20 protein-coding genes are annotated in these 18,439 nt (G+C 59.5%); 9 read left to right on the forward strand and 11 right to left on the reverse strand.

Annotated features, from left to right (window positions below; translation table 11 throughout):
- Nucleotides 1–228 (forward strand): hypothetical protein (locus AC3WK5_RS28615; protein ID WP_218277555.1); only part of this gene is annotated, 228 nt, incomplete at its 5' end.
- A gap of 52 nt (nt 229–280) precedes the next feature.
- Nucleotides 281–940 carry a methyltransferase family protein gene (locus AC3WK5_RS28620; protein ID WP_103320313.1) on the forward strand — a complete coding sequence of 220 codons (660 nt, stop codon included), beginning with the start codon at nt 281–283 and terminating at the stop codon, nt 938–940.
- Nucleotides 941–977: 37 nt separating this feature from the next.
- On the opposite strand, the gene AC3WK5_RS28625 is transcribed toward AC3WK5_RS28620, so the two are convergent.
- A complete protein-coding gene (locus tag AC3WK5_RS28625) occupies nt 978–2,075 on the reverse strand; it encodes a DUF1615 domain-containing protein (protein ID WP_103320316.1) in 1,098 nt (365 codons plus the stop codon).
- Nucleotides 2,076–2,219: 144 nt separating this feature from the next.
- Here AC3WK5_RS28625 and AC3WK5_RS28630 point away from each other — a divergent pair, with 144 nt between their 5' ends.
- Nucleotides 2,220–3,749, forward strand: a complete 1,530-nt coding sequence (locus AC3WK5_RS28630) for an FAD-dependent oxidoreductase (protein WP_103320318.1) — start codon at nt 2,220–2,222, stop codon at nt 3,747–3,749.
- Nucleotides 3,750–3,768: 19 nt separating this feature from the next.
- On the opposite strand, the gene hemB is transcribed toward AC3WK5_RS28630, so the two are convergent.
- From hemB to AC3WK5_RS28645, 3 genes are all read right to left on the reverse strand, one after another.
- Complete coding sequence (gene hemB / locus AC3WK5_RS28635; protein ID WP_019689616.1) at nt 3,769–4,743, reverse strand: porphobilinogen synthase; 975 nt, start codon at nt 4,741–4,743, stop codon at nt 3,769–3,771.
- 163 nt (nt 4,744–4,906) lie between these two features.
- Nucleotides 4,907–5,749, reverse strand: coding sequence for a PhzF family phenazine biosynthesis protein (locus AC3WK5_RS28640; RefSeq protein ID WP_103320321.1), 843 nt, complete (start codon nt 5,747–5,749; stop codon nt 4,907–4,909).
- Between the two features lie 48 nt (nt 5,750–5,797).
- Nucleotides 5,798–6,496, reverse strand: coding sequence for a glutathione binding-like protein (locus tag AC3WK5_RS28645; RefSeq protein ID WP_054593103.1), 699 nt, complete (start codon nt 6,494–6,496; stop codon nt 5,798–5,800).
- Nucleotides 6,497–6,825: 329 nt separating this feature from the next.
- Between AC3WK5_RS28645 and AC3WK5_RS28650 the strand changes: the two genes are divergently transcribed.
- On the forward strand, nt 6,826–7,500 hold the full coding sequence (locus AC3WK5_RS28650; RefSeq protein ID WP_103320323.1) for a histidine phosphatase family protein: 675 nt from the start codon (nt 6,826–6,828) through the stop codon (nt 7,498–7,500).
- Between the two features lie 91 nt (nt 7,501–7,591).
- Nucleotides 7,592–8,647 carry a permease gene (locus AC3WK5_RS28655; protein ID WP_054593105.1) on the forward strand — a complete coding sequence of 352 codons (1,056 nt, stop codon included), beginning with the start codon at nt 7,592–7,594 and terminating at the stop codon, nt 8,645–8,647.
- 46 nt (nt 8,648–8,693) lie between these two features.
- Here the strand turns inward: AC3WK5_RS28655 and mnmH are convergent, their stop codons facing one another.
- Together mnmH and selD are read right to left on the reverse strand one after the other, a co-directional pair.
- A complete protein-coding gene (mnmH, locus tag AC3WK5_RS28660; RefSeq protein WP_103320326.1) occupies nt 8,694–9,791 on the reverse strand; it encodes a tRNA 2-selenouridine(34) synthase MnmH in 1,098 nt (365 codons plus the stop codon).
- Nucleotides 9,791–10,825 carry a selenide, water dikinase SelD gene (gene selD / locus AC3WK5_RS28665; RefSeq protein WP_054593107.1) on the reverse strand — a complete coding sequence of 345 codons (1,035 nt, stop codon included), beginning with the start codon at nt 10,823–10,825 and terminating at the stop codon, nt 9,791–9,793. Before selD ends, mnmH begins: the two co-directional genes overlap by 1 nt.
- Before the next feature lie 266 nt (nt 10,826–11,091).
- Between selD and AC3WK5_RS28670 the strand changes: the two genes are divergently transcribed.
- Nucleotides 11,092–12,048 (forward strand): nucleoside-specific channel-forming protein Tsx, encoded by a 957-nt coding sequence (locus tag AC3WK5_RS28670; RefSeq protein ID WP_103320328.1) that lies wholly within the window; start codon nt 11,092–11,094, stop codon nt 12,046–12,048.
- A 42-nt stretch (nt 12,049–12,090) separates the two neighbouring features.
- On the forward strand, nt 12,091–13,125 hold the full coding sequence (locus tag AC3WK5_RS28675) for a purine-nucleoside phosphorylase (protein ID WP_103320331.1): 1,035 nt from the start codon (nt 12,091–12,093) through the stop codon (nt 13,123–13,125).
- A gap of 139 nt (nt 13,126–13,264) precedes the next feature.
- Here the strand turns inward: AC3WK5_RS28675 and AC3WK5_RS28680 are convergent, their stop codons facing one another.
- The 4 genes from AC3WK5_RS28680 to AC3WK5_RS28695 form a co-directional block, all read right to left on the reverse strand.
- Nucleotides 13,265–14,221, reverse strand: a complete 957-nt coding sequence (locus AC3WK5_RS28680) for a quinone oxidoreductase family protein (RefSeq protein WP_103320334.1) — start codon at nt 14,219–14,221, stop codon at nt 13,265–13,267.
- A gap of 30 nt (nt 14,222–14,251) precedes the next feature.
- Complete coding sequence (locus AC3WK5_RS28685) at nt 14,252–14,425, reverse strand: DUF1427 family protein (protein ID WP_081013678.1); 174 nt, start codon at nt 14,423–14,425, stop codon at nt 14,252–14,254.
- 93 nt (nt 14,426–14,518) lie between these two features.
- Nucleotides 14,519–15,307 carry an AraC family transcriptional regulator gene (locus tag AC3WK5_RS28690; protein ID WP_103320336.1) on the reverse strand — a complete coding sequence of 263 codons (789 nt, stop codon included), beginning with the start codon at nt 15,305–15,307 and terminating at the stop codon, nt 14,519–14,521.
- A 116-nt stretch (nt 15,308–15,423) separates the two neighbouring features.
- Nucleotides 15,424–15,591, reverse strand: a complete 168-nt coding sequence (locus AC3WK5_RS28695; protein ID WP_019689605.1) for a metallothionein — start codon at nt 15,589–15,591, stop codon at nt 15,424–15,426.
- Nucleotides 15,592–15,828: 237 nt separating this feature from the next.
- Here AC3WK5_RS28695 and AC3WK5_RS28700 point away from each other — a divergent pair, with 237 nt between their 5' ends.
- The gene (locus tag AC3WK5_RS28700) at nt 15,829–16,641 is read left to right on the forward strand and encodes a hypothetical protein (RefSeq protein ID WP_103320338.1); all 813 of its coding nucleotides are present in this window, start codon (nt 15,829–15,831) and stop codon (nt 16,639–16,641) included.
- 166 nt (nt 16,642–16,807) lie between these two features.
- Nucleotides 16,808–17,386 carry a DcrB/PsbP domain-containing protein gene (locus AC3WK5_RS28705; RefSeq protein WP_103320340.1) on the forward strand — a complete coding sequence of 193 codons (579 nt, stop codon included), beginning with the start codon at nt 16,808–16,810 and terminating at the stop codon, nt 17,384–17,386.
- A gap of 8 nt (nt 17,387–17,394) precedes the next feature.
- On the opposite strand, the gene AC3WK5_RS28710 is transcribed toward AC3WK5_RS28705, so the two are convergent.
- Nucleotides 17,395–18,105, reverse strand: coding sequence for an alpha/beta hydrolase (locus AC3WK5_RS28710; protein ID WP_103320342.1), 711 nt, complete (start codon nt 18,103–18,105; stop codon nt 17,395–17,397).
- Nucleotides 18,106–18,439 lie beyond the last annotated feature (334 nt).

Consider the following 18,439-nt stretch of genomic DNA (forward strand, 5'->3'; position numbering starts at 1 on the left):
ATCGAACCGTTAAAAGAGCCAAACAACACCGCTCTTTCAACTCCTTCAGGCTTCGATGAACTGAAGCGTAACCGCTGCCGAAAACTGCGTAACTCTTTGTTTACCAAGGAGTTTTCCGTTTCGACTGCGCCGGAAGTGAGGCGAATTATAGACTTCCAGAATCTGCCGTCAACACTTAATTTAGTTTTTCTATCCTGGCTGGTGAGAGCGGCCGATCAGGCACCGTAATCAGCCTGACCCCACTACGCTTATATAGAGACGATCCGACGAGCAACCCGCCATGAAGATCTCCCTGAAGCTGGCCGTGTTCAGCATTGCAGCAATCCTGGTCTATCTCGGACTCGCCATTCTGGGACTGGGTGGCTTTGCTGCGTTTTTCTCGCATCCGGCCCTGGTGATCATTGCCCTTGCGACGCTGGTGATGATGGGAGTTTCGCTGCTCACCGAAGTCAACTTGAGCTCCGGAGTACGTGAGGACCGGGCCAACCGTTGGGTGCTACCGGTATTTGGGGTGATCGGCGTGTTGTCCGCATTTATTCCAGCCTATACCGACCGAATGGACTTCTGGACCTTCGGTGGCGAAGGCATTCGCTGGGTTGGTGCAATTCTATTCATTGCGGGTGGTGCGTTGCGGATCTGGCCCGTGTTCGTACTTGGCAAACGCTTCAGCGGCCTGGTCGCCATTCAACCTGGGCATACACTGGTGACTGATGGTATCTATCGAAGGCTGCGTAATCCGAGTTATCTCGGTTTATTGATCAACGCGTTGGGTTGGGCGCTGGCCTTTCGCTCCAGTGTCGGGATCGTGCTCGTCCTCCTGCTGCTCCCTGCTCTCATTGCCCGCATAAACGCCGAAGAAGACCTGTTGCGCAGTGAGTTTGGTGCCGAGTATGACGCTTACTGTGCGAAGACCTGGCGACTCATCCCCGGACTCTACTGAGATCAGCGCCCGGTACTTGCACAGCCAACGCTTACCTCTACCCCGCCGAAGCACGCGTCATACAGCGCTGATAACGCTCGTCGACACGCTTGGCGAACCAGGCCGTGGTGAGCTTTCGAGTGATTTTCGGGCTTTGCAACTGGATACCCGGCAGGATTGCCCTGGGCAGCGGTTTGCCTTCAGCCGTTTCCGCCAGTTCGAACACCTTCCTATATAGCTTGCTGTCTTCAAATTCGAGGCGGCTACCCAGCTCCAGCTGATCCCTGATCGTCGTATTGCGCATGTCCAGCCGTTTACCCAACGCGCGCACCGCCAATTCCGTCGAACCCGGCATGATCGAGTCGTAGCGGATCAGATCACCATCCAGTGCCAAACTGCTTCCCGAAGCGCGATTGAGCGCACTCTGAAACGCGGCATTGCGGCTGGCGTACCAGCCGGCATTGAAATCGGCGAAGCGGTACAACGGTTGGCGGTAACTCACCGGGTAGCCGAGCAAATGCGTAATGCCGAAGTACATGCCGCCACGGCGACTGAACACCTCATGACGAATCGAGCTGTCTACCGGATAGGGATAGCGCTGTGCGTGCTGCTCGGCAAACGCGACACTGACCTGCATCGGGCCTGCGGTATGCACTGGATTGAAGCCACTAAACAGAGTCTTGCCCATCGGCACCCGACCAATGAAGTCATCGAATATCGCGCTGAGATCTTTCTCGCTGCGCGCCGCATTCAAGCGCTCGCTGTAACTTTTGCCATTGGTTGAGCTGACCTGCAAGGCACTGCGCACCAACAGATCGGGGATGTGCGCCCTGGCAGCACGTCGATCGATTTCATCCCGGGCGATCTTGCCCAGCCCTGGCACTGTCGGGTCTGTTTGAAAGGTCGACTCCTGCTCGGTTACCGCCAGCACCGAACACAGGTTCTGCGTGGTGGGCGGGATCGTTTGTGCCACAAACGCTGCATAAATGTCCGTGGCCCAACCTTCACGGTCTACGGTGTTGCTCGGCAACAAACGGGCAATCTGCGCTTTCACCTGTACAGGCGTCGGTTGAGCCGCTTGCCGAGCAGCCTGATTCGCGCAGCCGGCCAATACCAGCAACGTAACTACACTCATGATCAATCGATGGGATCGCATTTTTTACATGGGTCCTTTTCAGCGCCCTGATCACCGAGGATATCGCTTCTTGAGCCATTGCACCGGGGGAACAAGCACCTCGGTCAATCGGATCTAAACTGGATACACCCCTGTTCAGCGGGACTCTCGACCGAGGGCAACGACATGAACCGCAGCGATGTACTGATCGTTGGCGCCGGTCCCACAGGACTGGTCCTGGCGCTTTGGCTCAGCAAGCTTGGAGTCCGCGTGCGCATACTCGACAAGACCAGCGCACCCGGCACCACTTCTCGCGCCCTGGCGGTTCAGGCACGGACGCTGGAATTGTACCGCCAGCTCGACCTCAGCCAAGCCGTGGTGCAGAACGGCCACAAAGTACCGGCAGTCAATCTGTGGGTCAAAGGCGAACCAGTGGCGCGGTTACCGTTCGAGGACATCGGCAAGGACCTGACCCCTTACTCGTTTCTGGAAATGTTCCCGCAGGACCAACACGAGCGACTGTTGATCGAACGCCTGGAGCAGTTCGGCGTGGTGGTCGAGCGCGACACCGAACTGATCGGCTTCACCGAACATGGCGGCAGCATTACCGCGCAGTTGCTCCTGCCCGACGGCCAGGAACATACCTGTCAGACCTGCTACCTGGCGGGTTGTGACGGTGCTCGTTCTACCGTGCGCAAGACACTCGACATCGGCTTTCCCGGCGGCACCTACCAGCAAGTGTTTTATGTCGCCGACGTCGAAGCCTCAGGTCTGGCGCTCAATGGTGAACTGCATGTGGATCTGGATGAAGCCGACTTTCTGGCAGTTTTTCCACTGGCCGGCGAAGGCCGTGCACGGTTGATCGGAACGGTGCGCGATGAACGCGCGGAGCAGGCCGAAACCCTCAAATTTGAAGACGTCAGTAGCCGGGCCATCGAACACCTGAAAGTTCAGGTAAACAAGGTCAACTGGTTTTCGACTTACCGGGTCCATCACCGGGTAGCGGACACCTTCCGCTTCGGGCGCGCCTTTTTGCTCGGTGACGCTGCCCATGTGCACAGCCCCGCCGGTGGCCAGGGCATGAACACCGGTATTGGCGACGCGATCAACCTCGCCTGGAAACTCGCCGCCGTTCTCAATGGAGCAGCCAACGACAAACTGCTCGACAGTTATGAAGTCGAACGCATGGCCTTTGCCCGACGACTGGTGGCAACCACCGACCGGGTGTTCAATTTCGTCTCCGCCGAAGGCGCAATGGCCGACGTGATACGCACCCGCATTGCACCGTTCCTGCTACCCAAAATGGTCTCATTTGAATTGGCGCGCGAGTATCTGTTTCGTACGGTGTCGCAGATCACCCTGAATTATCGCGGGATGCCTCTGAGCGAAGGCCACGCCGGCCATGTTTTTGGCGGTGATCGCCTGCCCTGGGCGCATGACAGCGAGACCGATAATTTCGACAGCCTGACAAGCCTCAACTGGCAGGTCCACGTATACGGCGACACCAGCGAAGAAATGCTCGCCTGGTGCGCCGAGCATCACTTGACACTGCACGTTTTCGACTGGCATCCGAACCACGAAGCCGCCGGGCTGGCGCGCAATGGCTTCTATCTATTAAGGCCCGACAGTTATGTGGCCGTCGCCGACCTGTCCGCCGACCCGAAAGTCATCGAGCGTTACTTCCGGGACCACGGGATCAAACCGTTCCTCTGGTAACAATGGAACGCCCGGCGGCTTAGATGCCGCTCAACGCCAGGTCCATCGCAAAGTAGGTGAAGATCAGGTCCGCGCCCGCCCGCTTGATCGCCCCCAGGCTCTCGCGTACCACGCGGTCCTCATCGATCGCACCGGCGGCGGCACCGAACTTGATCATCGCGTATTCGCCACTCACCTGATATGCCGCCAACGGCAAACGCGACGCTTCGCGGATATCACGGATGATGTCCAGATATGCACCAGCCGGCTTGACCATCAGCGCATCGGCGCCCTCCTGCTCATCGAGCAACGATTCGCGCACTGCTTCACGGCGGTTCATCGGGTTCATCTGGTAACTTTTACGATCGCCTTTGAGCGCACTGCCACCGGCTTCGCGGAACGGACCATAGAGCGCCGAGGCAAATTTGGTCGAATAGGCCATGATCGAAGTCTGGCTGAAGCCGGCTTCGTCGAGCGCCCGGCGAATCGCCTGGACCTGCCCGTCCATTGCCGCTGAAGGCGCAATCACGTCCGCCCCGGCCCGTGCAGCGGCGACAGCTTGCTTGCCGAGATTGATCAGGGTTTTGTCGTTATCGACTTCCCCCGCATGCATCACCCCACAGTGACCATGATCGGTGTACTCGCAAAAACAGGTGTCGGACATCACGATCATCTCTGGCACCGCGTCCTTGCAGATCCGTGCCATACGCGACACCAGACCGTTTTCATTCCAGGTGTCGCTGCCGCTGCCATCCAGGTGATGGGAGACTCCAAAAGTCATTACCGACTTGATGCCCGCACGCGCATAGCGCTCGATTTCGCCTGCCAGTTTCGACTCTGGAATCCGCCGCACACCGGGCATGCTGGTAATCGGCACGAAATCGTCGATTTCTTCTTCGACAAAGATCGGCAGCACCAGGTCATTGAGGGTGAACTCGGTTTCCTGGAACAGACTGCGCAACTGCGGATTGCGACGCAAACGGCGTGGACGGGCTTCGGGGAACTGGCTGGACATGGGTTTTCCTGGCAGGAGGCCAACGGCCTGGACAAGACGAAAGTCATAAAGGAAGGGAGCTTATGCCCCTCTCCCCCGTCGACACAAACGTAAGTTGAAGAACAGTTTATTTCCGATTCGGTAACAGTTTGGCGGCGAGCAACGGTCAAGAAGCTCGCCAGCGTTACAGGTTCAAGCTGCCGTCGATACAGGTCACGACCGAGCCGCCGATCCAGATGTCAGCGCCGATCCGTTCGATCTGAATTCTCCCGGCGCGGCCCATGGTCAGGCCCTGGCTGACCACGTAAACCTCCGGCGCCAGCCCCTCGGCCAACAACCATTGGGCAACGCCGGCATTCAAGCTGCCGGTGGCCGGATCTTCGGGCATGCCGTCCCCGGAAATGAACGCGCGCACCTCAAACTGGGCCTCGTCGCCATCACGTTCGGGGTGCCACGGCGCAATGACACCGATCGCCAGCCCGAGCATCTGTGAATGATCGGGTTGCAGCGCCAGCACTTGCTCACGCTCGGCGAGCATCACGGCCAACCAGCCAGCACCGTTATCAACCCATTGCGCCCGAATAATCGCACCGGCTTCCAGCCCGAGCCCAAGGCGCACCCGCTCCACCAGTGCCACATCCAGCGGGCCGGACTTGAGCAACGGTGGTGCGAGGAACGCCAGGTCGGTGCCACGGCGGCGGATTCGCACCAGGCCAACGCCACACTCCTGAATGATCTCCTCCCCCTTGGGAATGCCACCGGCCTCCAGCCAGGCATGACAACTGCCCAGGGTCGGATGACCGGCAAACGGCAACTCCTGCAAGGTGGTGAAGATTCGGACTCGATAATCGGCCCGCGAATCGCCGGGCTCCAGCAAGAAGGTGGTTTCGCTGAGGTTGGTCCAGGTCGCAAACGCCGCCATGCGTTCGTCACTCAGTTCGTCAGCCCCCAAGACCACGGCCAACGGGTTGCCCTTCAGTGCAACATGGCTGAAGACGTCCACCTGCTTGAAGTCGTATCGAGGCACTGCTCTTCCTTAAGCCGGGCTAAATAAATGGAGTAGTGACGCTTGCCGTCACTTGGGAATTTCCAGCCCGCGAATCACTGCCGGCCGTGCCAGAAAGCGTTCCAGCACACGCAATACGTTCGGGAAGTTGTTGATCCCGACCAGGTCCCCCGCTTCGTAGAAGCCAATCAGATTGCGCACCCACGGGAACGTCGCGATATCGGCAATGGTGTAACGCTCGCCCATGATCCAGTCGCGGCCTTCCAGGCGACCGTCGAGCACTTTCAGCAAACGCTTGCTCTCTTCGACGTAGCGATCACGCGGGCGCTTGTCCTCGTAGTCCTTGCCGGCAAATCTATGGAAAAAGCCCAACTGACCAAACATCGGTCCGATGCCACCCATCTGGAACATCAACCACTGAATCGTCTCGTAACGTGCGGCCGATTCCTGCGCCAGCAGTTGCCCGCTTTTGTCGGCGAGGTAGATCAGAATCGCTCCGGATTCGAACAATGCCAGTGGCTGATCACCCGGCCCGTGGGGGTCCAGGATCGCCGGTATCTTGTTGTTGGGGTTCAGTGACAAGAATGCTGGAGAGAACTGATCATTGGTATCGAAGCCCACCCGGTGCGGCTCGTAAGGCAAGCCGGTTTCTTCGAGCATGATCGAGACTTTGACACCGTTGGGTGTCGGCAACGAATAGAGCTGTATCCACTCGGGAAACTGCGCAGGCCATTTCTCAGTAATCGGGAATGCAGACAAATCGGTCATGGTGAACATCCAGTGACAGTTGAATGGCGATGATGGGGGTTGGTCGCGGCAGATGCCCGGCCTTCAAGGCGGTTAGATTATAAGCACGACGCTGATGGGGCCAGGTTAATTCAGAAACATTCTGTCGATAACCTTCCGGTCAGCCAACCCGCTCCGCAGATAAAGTAATGCGCGCCGATTCGAATCGAACCAAAGGGCGCACGTGGACTCCAAGGCTGCCCTTGCGTTAGACGAATCGACCCCACGACATGAAAAGCACTTTGAAGCCGCGAGCTCCCGGTGTGATGTTTTGTCAGCCTTAAACGAATGCGCTGAAGAATAATAACTCAATGAAAAAGCACCTGAACTTCGTTAAAACCCTGAAGCCGCGCACCCTGGTGTTCTGTGCGGCCTTGCTCATGACCTGCGTCCTGTTCCTGGCGCTGGAAGCCAGTGAGAGCCGCGCCCAACCGGCTGACGGCACCCAGACCCTGGTGTTCTTGCGCCATGCAGAAAAGCCCGCCGGAGGTCTCGGCCAGCTGAACTGCCAGGGCCTGAACCGCGCGATCAAACTGGCAGAGCTACTGCCAGAAAAGTTCGGCAAAGCCAATTACGTGTTTGCCGCCAATCCGACACGCAACGTCGAGGAAGGCGAGTTCGACAACTCCTACAGCTACCTCCGCCCCCTGCTGACCATCAGCCCCACCGCAATCAAACTCGGGCTGCCGGTGAACATCGAATTTTCGGCCAACGACATCAGCGAACTGGCCGACGAACTACTTCACGCCAAATACCGCAACTCGATCATCTACACGGCCTGGTCCCACGGCTATCTGCCGGAGTTGATCAACAAGGTGGCGGAAGAGGCCACCGGTGAAAAACGCGCCCTTCTCGACGACTGGCCATCCAACGATTTCGACTCGCTGTATGTGCTGACTCTGACCTGGCACAACGGCAAGGCCACCTTGCTCAGTCATCGTTACAAGCAAGAGCTGAACAACGGCCCGCAGACGTGTCCCACATAACGGGTCGGCGTGTGCCCACCGTTTCCGGGCCTCTGGACTAAACTGCACTGGAGTATGATGCCCCACTGTCCTAATTGTCCGGAGCCTCTGTATGTCCAACTCCTTAGCGGTCCCCAACCGGGGCCTGGCGCTCTGGTGGAAACCCGCCCTGTTCCTGCTGGTTGCCTGTATCGGCCTCTACTACGTCAAGTGGTCGCCCTACTACCTCAAGGCATTCGTGGCTGCCGACAGCCACAGCATCGGCGCCTCCATCCTCAACGATGAACAAACCTCACCGCTCGCCGCTGCACTGGTGTACGCCAAGGTGTACTTCCTGGCGATCTGGAAAGCGGCCGTACTGGCGGTGATCCTGGGTTCGCTGTTGCAGGTATTGATTCCGCGAGACTGGCTGCTGCGCTTGTTCGGCCGTGCCGGTTTTGCTTCGACCTTGCGCGGCGGGTTGTTCGCCTTGCCAGGCATGATGTGCACCTGCTGCGCCGCGCCCGTGGTGTCCGGCATGCGCCGTCAGAACGTCTCGGTGGGGGCGGCATTGGCATTCTGGATTGCCAACCCGGTACTCAACCCGGCAACGCTGGTGTTCATGGGTTTCGTACTCGGCTGGGGCTTTACCGCACTGCGGCTGGTGGCGGGAATTGTGCTGGTGCTGGGTGTTTCGTTGGTCGCCCAACGCATCTCGCGACCCGATTACATGCCGGAGGCGGCGCTGGAAGCAGTGGCCGAAGCGACCCGCGCAACCGACGCACAACCCTTTCTGAGCCGCTGGGCGCGGACCTTGTGGCAATTGTTCTGGACCACCATTCCGATCTATGTGCTGGCAGTCCTGGTTCTGGGCGCAGCCCGGGTCTGGCTGTTCCCGCACGTTGACGGAGCGATGGCCAACAGCTTGCTATGGCTGATACCGCTGGCCATCGTCGGCACACTGTTCATGATTCCCACCGCCGCGGAAATCCCCATTGTGCAAACCATGATGACCCTGGGTTTGGGCACCGCACCGGCCGTGGCGCTACTCATGACCTTGCCGAGCATCAGCCTGCCGTCGCTGTTGATGCTGCGCAAGGATTTCGATACCCGGGTGCTGGTAACCGTGGCCGTGCTGACCATGCTGGTTGGCGTGATCTGCGGCCTGATCGGCGCGATGGTGCTTTAAACGGGGATTGCAGGCGCTGGTGTTAACCAGCGCTTGCGTCTCGATCTTAACGATTACCGCGCTCACGCAAATACTCAAGCACCGCAGCCTCCTCCCCCACAAACTCGACTCGGTCGCCTTTCTTCTCGCGCTGGAAGGCGTACATCGGGTCGTAATACTCGTTCAACAAACCTTCGATCCAGCCACGGTGCAAGTCCACTGCACCGCTGCGTGCCTGCTCGGCCAACGCGGCCTCCATCAAATCGAACATGCGCTGATGACGCTCGCCACCCAGGCGTTTGCTGATGTTGTTGAGGCTTGCCAGCATACGCTCGGAGAACTGTGCGACCCCCTCGTCGCCATGTACAGCGACGAATTCCGCGCAGAGATTCACCACGTAATCGCGCAGGATCCGCTCGACCCGGTCTTGCAGGCTGTCTTCGAGCCAGACCATCGGAAAACGTTGCATGCCCTGATACAGCGGCAGCGGTAAGGCACAACTGCCGACCATACGGCTTTCATCTTCGAGCACGAACTGTTCAATGCCACGGGCACGCTTTTTCAGCACGTCCACCGCCAGGCGGTTCTCGAAGTCGATGTTGCCGGGCTGACCGGTCGCACGCTTGCCGAAGCTGGAACCGCGATGATTGGCATAACCTTCAAGATCCAGGCCATTGCTCAATTGGGTGAGGACATCGGTTTTGCCGGTGCCGGTCATGCCGCCGAGCAACACGAAATCGCACTGTTCGACGGCCTGATCGACCGTTTCCAGCAGGAAAGTCCGCATCGCCTTGTAGCCGCCACCAACACGAGGGTAGTCGATGCCCGCCTCGTCCTTGAGCCATTGCTGGACGATCTGCGAACGTAAACCGCCGCGAAAGCAATACAGGTAACCGTCGGGATTGGCCCGGGCAAAATCAGCCCAGGCCTGGATGCGCGCCGCCTTGATCTCACCCGAGACCAACTGATGCCCGAGCACAATGGCGGCCTGCTGACCGTGCTGTTTGTAGCAAGTGCCGACCCGCTGGCGCTCATTGTCCGTCATCAGCGGCAGGTTGATCACCCCAGGGAACGCCCCCTTGGTGAACTCGACCGGCGCGCGGACATCCATCATCGGCCGGTCGTTGAGGAAGATGTCGCGGTAATCAGTGAAATCGATAAGCATCAAATCACCTCTACCGCGTTGCTCTGTCGCTCAACCAGTTCACCGATCGGCGCCAGGTTCAGGCCCAATTCGGCAGCAACGGCAAGAAACTGCTCGTTGCCCTCGGGCGTCACGGCAACCAGCAAACCACCGCTGGTCTGCGGATCGCACAGTACGCGCTTGTGCAATTCCTGTATGCGTCCGACCTTGTTGGCGTAGCTGTCGAAATTACGCAGGGTACCGCCCGGCACGCAGCCTTGATCGAGGTAGTACTCGACACCCGGCAAACGTGGCACGCGGTCGTAATCAATACGCGCGGTCACGCCGCTGCCATCGGCCATCTCCACCAGATGCCCCAGCAACCCGAAACCGGTGACGTCGGTCATGGCGGTCACGCCGTCGAGTTTGCCGAAACGGCTACCGGGTTTGTTCAGTGTGCACATCCAGTCACGGGCCAGGCCGACGTCGCTGGCGCGCAGCTTGCCCTTCTTCTCGGCGGTGGTGAGGATGCCGATGCCCAGCGGTTTGGTGAGGTACAGCAAGCAACCGGCGGTGGCCGTGTCGTTGCGCTTCATGTGGCGCTTTTGCACCAGCCCGGTGACCGCCAGGCCGAAGATCGGCTCCGGCGCATCGATCGAGTGCCCGCCGGCCAATGGGATACCCGCCTCATCGCAGATCGAACGGCCGCCGCGAATCACTTCCCGGGCAATCTCAGGCGCCAGCACATTGACCGGCCAGCCAAGGATCGCAATCGCCATCAACGGATCGCCGCCCATCGCGTAGATATCGCTGATGGCATTGGTGGCGGCAATGCGGCCGAAATCGAACGGATCATCGACAATCGGCATAAAGAAGTCGGTGGTCGACACCACGCCACGCTCGTCGTCGATGGCATACACCGCCGCATCGTCGCGCGATGCATTACCCACCCAGAGCTTAGGGTCGAGATTCTGCGCGCCGCTGCCGGCCAGAATCACCTCCAGCACCTGAGGTGAAATCTTGCAGCCACAACCTGCGCCGTGGCTGTATTGGGTCAGGCGAATCGGCTCGCTCATGGGGGCACCTCTGGAATTCAAGTTCAACAATTCTAACAGAGCACGGCGCAAGCGCTGGCAGAGCCTGCCCCGCTTTCGAGCAGACACGCTCGCCAAGGGAGCAATTGCTAACCAAAACGTCAGCTAATTCACAAAATCTCCCTTTATTTCAATCGTCTGTTCCAAGTTGGTCCGCAACATGCAAACGTTTGCGTCAGTCACGTGAACGCCTGATCACTACATGAGCGCTCACGTTCGGCCAACCACTGCACGAACAGGGATTTTCAATGCACGCCACTTCCAGACGCACCGCGTCCTGCCCCACTGTTGCTGTTTCCTTGCTACTAAGCGCCGTTACAGGACTACTCAGCTGCGCTGCCCTGGCTCAAGAAAAACCCGTTGATGAGTCCGCCCAAGGCGAGACGCTCAGCGCTGAAGCCAGCCCACCAAAGAAAGGCGCGTACCTGTCGGACTGGTTCAATCAGGATCTGACGCTGATCGGCAGCAAGGACATTAGCTTCGGCCCGCAACCGGCCGACGACGTTTACCTGGAATACGAGTACTTCGGGCGCAAGGGGCCATTCGAACTGTATGGCTATATTGACGCCCCGAAGATCCTCGGCATCGGCAACAGCCACGACAAAGGTGCCTGGGACCACGGTTCGCCGTTGTTCATGGAGCACGAGCCACGAATTTCCATCGACTACCTGGCCGGTCGCAGCCTGGCGGTCGGGCCGTTCAAGGAATGGTATGTCGCGTTCGACTGGATCTACGACCACGGCAGCAGCACCGCCAATCGCGCCAACACGCTTTACAGCGGCCTGGGCACCGACATCGACACCCATTCGCGGGTCAACCTGTCGGCCAACTTCTACGGGCGCTATCAGTGGGAAAACTACGGCGCCAGCAACGAGTACTCGTGGGACGGGTATCGTGCCCAGTTGAAGTACATCGTGCCCATCGACCGCTTCAGCAATGGCGCGTCACTGACTTACATTGGCTTCACCAACTTCGACTTTGGTTCGGACCTGCATAAAGACAATCCGGCACGCACGGCCAACGCCACCGTGGCCACCAACGTATTGCTCTATTCATTCACGCACCTGCGCTTCACCCTGGCCGGGCGTTATTTCCATAACGGCGGTAACTGGGAGGATGGCAGCGAGTTGAATTTCGGTGAAGGCAACTTCCGCGCTCGTTCCGATGGTTGGGGTTACTACGCAGGTGTCGGGTATCAGTTTTGAGTGACAAGCTGCTTCGCTATCAACATCTACCAAGGAGGTTCCATGCACACCGTCACACGCCTTTCTCTGTCCGCCGGCCTGGCCTGCAGCGCCCTGCTCTCTTCCAGTGTCTGGGCAGCCGAGGCCCCGATCACGCCGAAAATCATGCTGATCAGCATGTTCGCCCCGGAAGCGCAAACCTGGATTGATCGCCTGGAGCTCAAGCAGGAGATCCGCGTGCCGGGGCTTTCTGCCGAGTATCCGAGCATTCGCTGCAATACGCAGCAGGTGTGTCTGATGGTCACCGGTATGGGTCAGACCAACGCCGCGGCATCCACGCTGGCATTGGCCCTGTCACCGAAATTCGACCTGCGCAAAAGCTATTTCCTGATTGCCGGAATCGCCGGCATCAACCCGCACCACGGCACTATCGGCACCGCCGCGTGGGCGCATTATCTGGTGGAGTTCGGCACGCAATGGGAACTGGATTCGCGGGACGCTCCCAAAGAGTGGCCGACCGGTTACATCGGCATCAACACCAAAGGTCCGAACGAAAAACCGCCGCTGGACTACAAGACCGAAGTCTTCGAACTCAACCCGAAGCTGCAAGCCAAAGCCTTCGCCCTGAGCGCGAAAGTTGTTCTGAGCGAAAGCCAGGAGTCCGCCGCGTGGCGGGTGAAATACCCCTACGCGCCGGCCAATCAACCACCGGTGGTCACTCAATGCGACACGCTGGCCGGCAATACCTGGTTTTCCGGAACACGCCTGAGCGAACGTGCCGAAGTCTGGACCCGTTTGCTGACGGACAACAAAGGCGTTTACTGCACGACTCAGCAGGAAGACAACTCGACGTATGAGGCGCTGTTGCGTGCCAGCCGTGAAGGCCTGGTGGATATCCAGCGCCTGGCGGTGGTACGCGCCGGCTCCGACTTCGACCGTCCGTATCCGGGTTACAGCGAAGTCGACAACCTGCTCAAGTACGCCGATCAGGGTGGTTTTGTGCCGGCCCTGGAAAACCTCTTCCGCACCGGCAACCCGCTGGTGCAGGAGATTCTGAAAAACTGGTCGGCGTGGGAGAACGGTGTGCCTGAGGCGTAAATCAGCGCGGTCTTTGATAACGCCAATCGCGGGCAAGCCACGCTCCCACAAGGTCTACGCAATACCTGTGGGAGCGTGGCTTGCCCGCGATCGACTGCGCAGCAGTCGCAAAGCCCGCCAACACCGTGTTATCGATTGATCACGGCAACAAAATCACCTTGTCGCCGCCGCCCTGATTCACCTCGGCATAACGCTCAAGCCCCTCGGCCAGTGGCGACTCCAGCAGCCCATCCGGCAACGGCAACAACCCGTCATCGAAAAACCGGCCAAACTGCTCAAGCATCGCCGCACAGGCTTCGACGCCGTACAGCAACGAGTTGATCCCGACCACCGAACCACCCCGGCGATACAGCGCCAGCGCGGGCAGTTGCACCTGCCCGTCGACTGGTGCGGCGATGATTGCGATGCGGCCGAAGGTGGCCAACGCCGCTACCGACGCCGGCAGCCAAAAACCGGTGGTATCGAAAATCACGTCGGCACCACTAGTGAAAATCGCATTGACCTGAGCGCCCAGCGCTTCCGGTGTTTCCAGTTGAATCGTGTTAAAGCCCTGGGCCTGCAAGGCCTTGACCTGCTCGGGACGTCGCGCTGCCGCCAACACCTCGGCACCGCGAATTTTTCCCAGCGCCAGCGCCGCGCTACCCACTGCGCCACCACCGATCACCAGTAAACGGGTTTGCGCGCTCACCAGACTACGTTCCAGCGCATCCCACGCCGTGGTGTAGGGCACGCCAAGGCTGGCAGCCTGGGCAAAGCTCAAATGCGTTGGTTTGAGAGCAACGCCCTTGGCCGGCAACTTCACGTATTGCGCATGCGAGCCATCGGCGAAAAAACCCAACTCGCGGCCCGTGCCCCAGACTTCCTGACCGATCAGCGCCTGCGGGCCTTCAATCACCACGCCGGCGAAGTCGCGACCGGGAATCCGTGGCAGCGTGGTGTAGGGAAAACGTCCAAGCACGTTCTTCACGTCGCTGGGATTCAGGCCCGCAGCCTTGATCTGCACCAACACCTCGTTGGCGCCCGGAACCGGGGTGGGTACCTCAACGTAACGCAGGGCCGCCAGATCACCGGTTTTATCGAATTGCAGTGCTTTCATGGGAATGTCCATCTGACAAATGAAGGGATTTCAGGAGATCCAGCCAGCGACCAGCTGCCGCCCCATCGGCCACAGCTGTTCACCGGCCAACATGCCCAGCAACCCCACCAATGCAATGGCCGGTGGCGCGGGCGAACGAAAATCCAGCGCGCCGTAGAGCAGGCCGACGCCAAGACCAATAGCCACTGAAATGAGGTAGTTCATGCTGAGCTCCGTGTAATCGGGGATACACAGAGTCTAGAGAATGGTCGCCAAAGCGATCGGCCAAGTACTTCAGGATTTCGGCCAAATGCCCTGCTACGGCGCGGAGCTAAAATCGCCTTCGCGGGCGAACTGCGAGGGTGCAACACCCAGCTCGCGGCGAAACATGTCGCTGAAGCTGCTCGGCGAATAGCCCAGTTCACGGGCGATTGTGCTGACCGGCACGCCCTGGATCAGCTCGGCGACTGCAATCGCCAATTGCACCTGACGCCGCCATTCGGCAAAACCCATGCCCAACCCATCCTTGAACAACCGCGCCAGGGTGCGCACGCTGGCGCCGGCATTTTCGGCATGCTGTTCGAAGGGGATATCCAGAGACGGTGCGGCCATGACCGCCTGACAGAGATTGACCAGCCGCCGCTCGGCGTTGTCCGGCATGGGAATCTTCAACAGCGAACGTTTCGCCCGTTTCAGCTCCAGCAACGCCAGCCCCACCAGCGCCTCATAATAGTCCGTCGGCCCACTGTCGCCCTGCTCGACCAACCCGAGAATCAACTCGCGCAGCAAACCGCCGACCTCGATCACCTGAACGCTGCTGTCCAACGTCGCAGCCAACGCGGGGCGCAGGTAGATATTGCGCATCTGCAAGTCCGAGACCACCCGAATCCCGTGCACCACCCCCGGTGGCAACCAGACCGCCCGTTGCGGCGGCACGACCAATGCTTCGTCGGGTGTCTCGACCCACATCACCCCGCTCATCGCATACAGCAACTGGCCCCAGACATGTTCGTGCGGCTCGATGTACAGGCCACGCGGATAGGTGCGCGCCAATGGCTGCACCGGCACATCGGTGTCGCTGAGATCAGGCGGAGCGGCAAGGGCCATGGGCAAGAATCGTGATGTAAGGGAGAAAGTCCCATGGTAACGAGGCGCCACGACTGCCGCCAGTTGACACCCGCTCAACGTGGAGCACATACGGCTCCACGTTCAGGCAGATGTTTTCAGCCATGAGCCCCCTTGGCGCATTGGCAGCCCGCCGAGGTGCAGGCTTCGCCATGCTCGTGATGCTTGGCGCAACCCTCGCAGCAATAGTGTTTACCGTGGCGGACGATAGAGTGCTCACCCAGTTTACAGTTGCAGTTGGGGCAGGCGCAGGTCGTTGCTTTCATCTAACTGACTCCATGTGTGTGGTGGCCCAGAGGCGGCACCAATGCCGCACCTGAAGCAATGACCGCACATTGAAAACCGGTTCCGATGACGTGACAGGCGGCCTTCGCTCATCTCTTAGGGTAGTCGATGCACTCGCAACCATGACCTGCGATTGCAATCTGCGTACCCACGCCGGAAATGGCATGACGAAGCCGGGTATGCTGTGACAACAATGACAATTGACCAAGGACTTGGCCGTGCTGCTTTTGAAACTGTCGCTAATCCCCGGATTTCTCTTACTGATATCCCTCGCCGGCAAACGCTGGGGACCGAGCGTAGCCGGTTGGCTGTCGGGATTGCCGGTGGTGGTGGGGCCAATTCTGTTTTTTCTGGCCGTCGAACAAGGCCCGGTCTTTGCGACGCAAGCAGCCACCGCGGCGTTGTCAGCGATGTTTGCGATGATTGCCTTCTGCGTGGTTTACGCCCAGGCGGCGCAAAAATTCAACTGGCCCGCGGCGCTATCGATCGCCCTGCTGAGCTGGGCCACGGCGGCCGTGGTGTTGTCGCTGATTCCAGCGTCACTGGTGTTTTCGACCCTCGCGGCGATCACTGCGTTGCTCGCGGCACCTTATCTGTTCCCGCATGTTCAGCCCTTGGTTTCAGGCCCTGCGCCGAAATCCGACAAACTCTTGCTGCGCATGCTGGCCGGGGCGCTGTTGACCCTGGCGGTGACCTTGCTCGCCAGCACCGTCGGCGAACGCTGGAGTGGCTTGCTCGCGGTGTTCCCGGTACTCGGCAGTGTCATGGCGGTGTTCTCTCAACAAACCCGGGGGCCCGCATTCACCGCCGCGTTACTGCGGGCCACGGCCACCGGCATGTATTCGTTCGCGGCGTTCTGCCTGACGCTGGCTTTGGCACTGCCTCGTTGGGGGTCGAGCGCATTCGTCCTCGGCGTGGCAGTGTCCCTTGGCATGTTGCTGATCACCAAGCGGCTGGCCGCACCATCGCGTGGTAATGCCCGGCAAATGCCTGAAGTGACGATCGAGCCAAGCGACCCGCAACCACGGTAGCCAGCGAACGCCCAGCCGATTGTGCCGAGTAAGGATCCGAACCCACGCCGTGCGCGTCAAATGACCTCACGTCGCCTCTGGCACCTTGATTCAAGATCGCGCTGGAGTGATCAAGGTTGGCCGTGGGATGATCGCCGCCACTGCGCGATTACCCCGGAGAGTTTGCATGTCGTTGAGTAAAAAAGCCGTTGTCCTGTTGCTGACAGCGGTCACCAGCTTCGCTGCCGTGAGCGTTTACGCTGCCAAGCAACCGGCCGCGAAAACCGCACCTGCGCAAAAAATCTCGGCGCTGGGCGGGAAATTCGCTTTCACCTTGCCTCAGGGCTTTATCGCCAACCCACTGCCTGGTGGTGATGCCGCCAAGGGCACCGCTGGCGCAACGGGCACCATGTACACCAATCAGGCGAGCAAAACCGTACTGATCATTGCTGAAAATACCTTGCCCAATGGCTTGAACGTCAAAGACAACGACACTGCGTTTCTCGACGAGTCAGTGTCCGGTTTCGCCACTCAGCAACGCGAAGCCTTGCCCGACTTCAGCAAGCAAAGCGAGAAAAGCCTGACCGTCAAAGGCCTGGGCCTGCGCCAGATCGACAGCACCGCCACTCAGGGCGGCGGTCTGACACTCGACACCAGCCTGCTGGCCGGTTCCGGCACGCGCATGATGCTGATCCAGATCATCTCCCGCGCCGACGACAAGGCCGGGCATGCGGCATTGGTCAAACAGATCCTTGGCGATAAATAAGCCTTCGGCTACTGATTGATCCGCAGCAACCAGGCGTTCAAATCCTGCATTTCGGCCGCACTGATGGTGTGGCCGACGCCTGGATAGGCATGAAACTCCGGCGTGAGCGCAATGCCCTGCAACAGGCTGTTGGCCTCGCTGCCATCGCTGTAGGGCAGTTTCAGGTCGGCCGTCCCGTGACCGATGAAAATCGCCAACGGCTCAAGCGCCTTGTCGGCCTTGAGCTGCGACCTTAACACTGGCAAAACCTTACCGCTCAACGCCGCAATCCCGCGTACCGTCTCGGGATGACGCAAGGCAACTTCATACGACATGATCGCGCCCTGGCTGAACCCCACCAGAAACACCTTGTCGGCCTCCGTGTGATACTTCTTCGCCGCCTGCGCCACGAAATCGACAATCAGCGCGCTGCTGCTATTCAGGTCATCGGTATCGCCGTCATAGGCACCGTCACCCTTCTTGCGAAACCACTGATAACTGTCCGCCTCCACCGCCTGCGGCGCCCGCACCGACAGATATGTGTACTGCGCCGGCAACTCGTCCTTGATGTCGAACAGGTCCTCTTCGTTACTGCCCGAACCGTGGAGAAAAATCACCAACGGCTGATTGCGTGAATCAGGATTGGACTGCTCAAGGTACGGCAACGGCAAATCATCGTTGAGCGCCGCATGGGCAACGGAAGACACCATCAACATCAACACAGCTAGAAAACGGAACATGGACCTTCCCTCGAATACGGCAAATTCGCGCCAGAGCCTAACACCACAAGAAGCGCTTTCGAAAACCAACCCCAACCGCTCAGGCCCACTGTCAGGCCGCCAGGATCAAAAAATCGCAGCCTGCAGCAGCTCCTACGAAGATATCCAGTGGCGCGGCCCCACCACTCAACAGGCCGAGCGTTAGCTCGCCTGACGCTGTTGATCTTGATCCACCCGCCCCTATCGGGAGGCCGAGTGAAGGTGTTCATCAGGGGGTAGGCGCGCAGCGCCGTACGGCGCAGCCGGACACATCGAGAGGAGGTCGTCGCGAAGCAGACCGTAGGCGATGCCCCCT

This window comes from Pseudomonas sp. FW306-02-D09B (genome assembly GCF_058782685.1).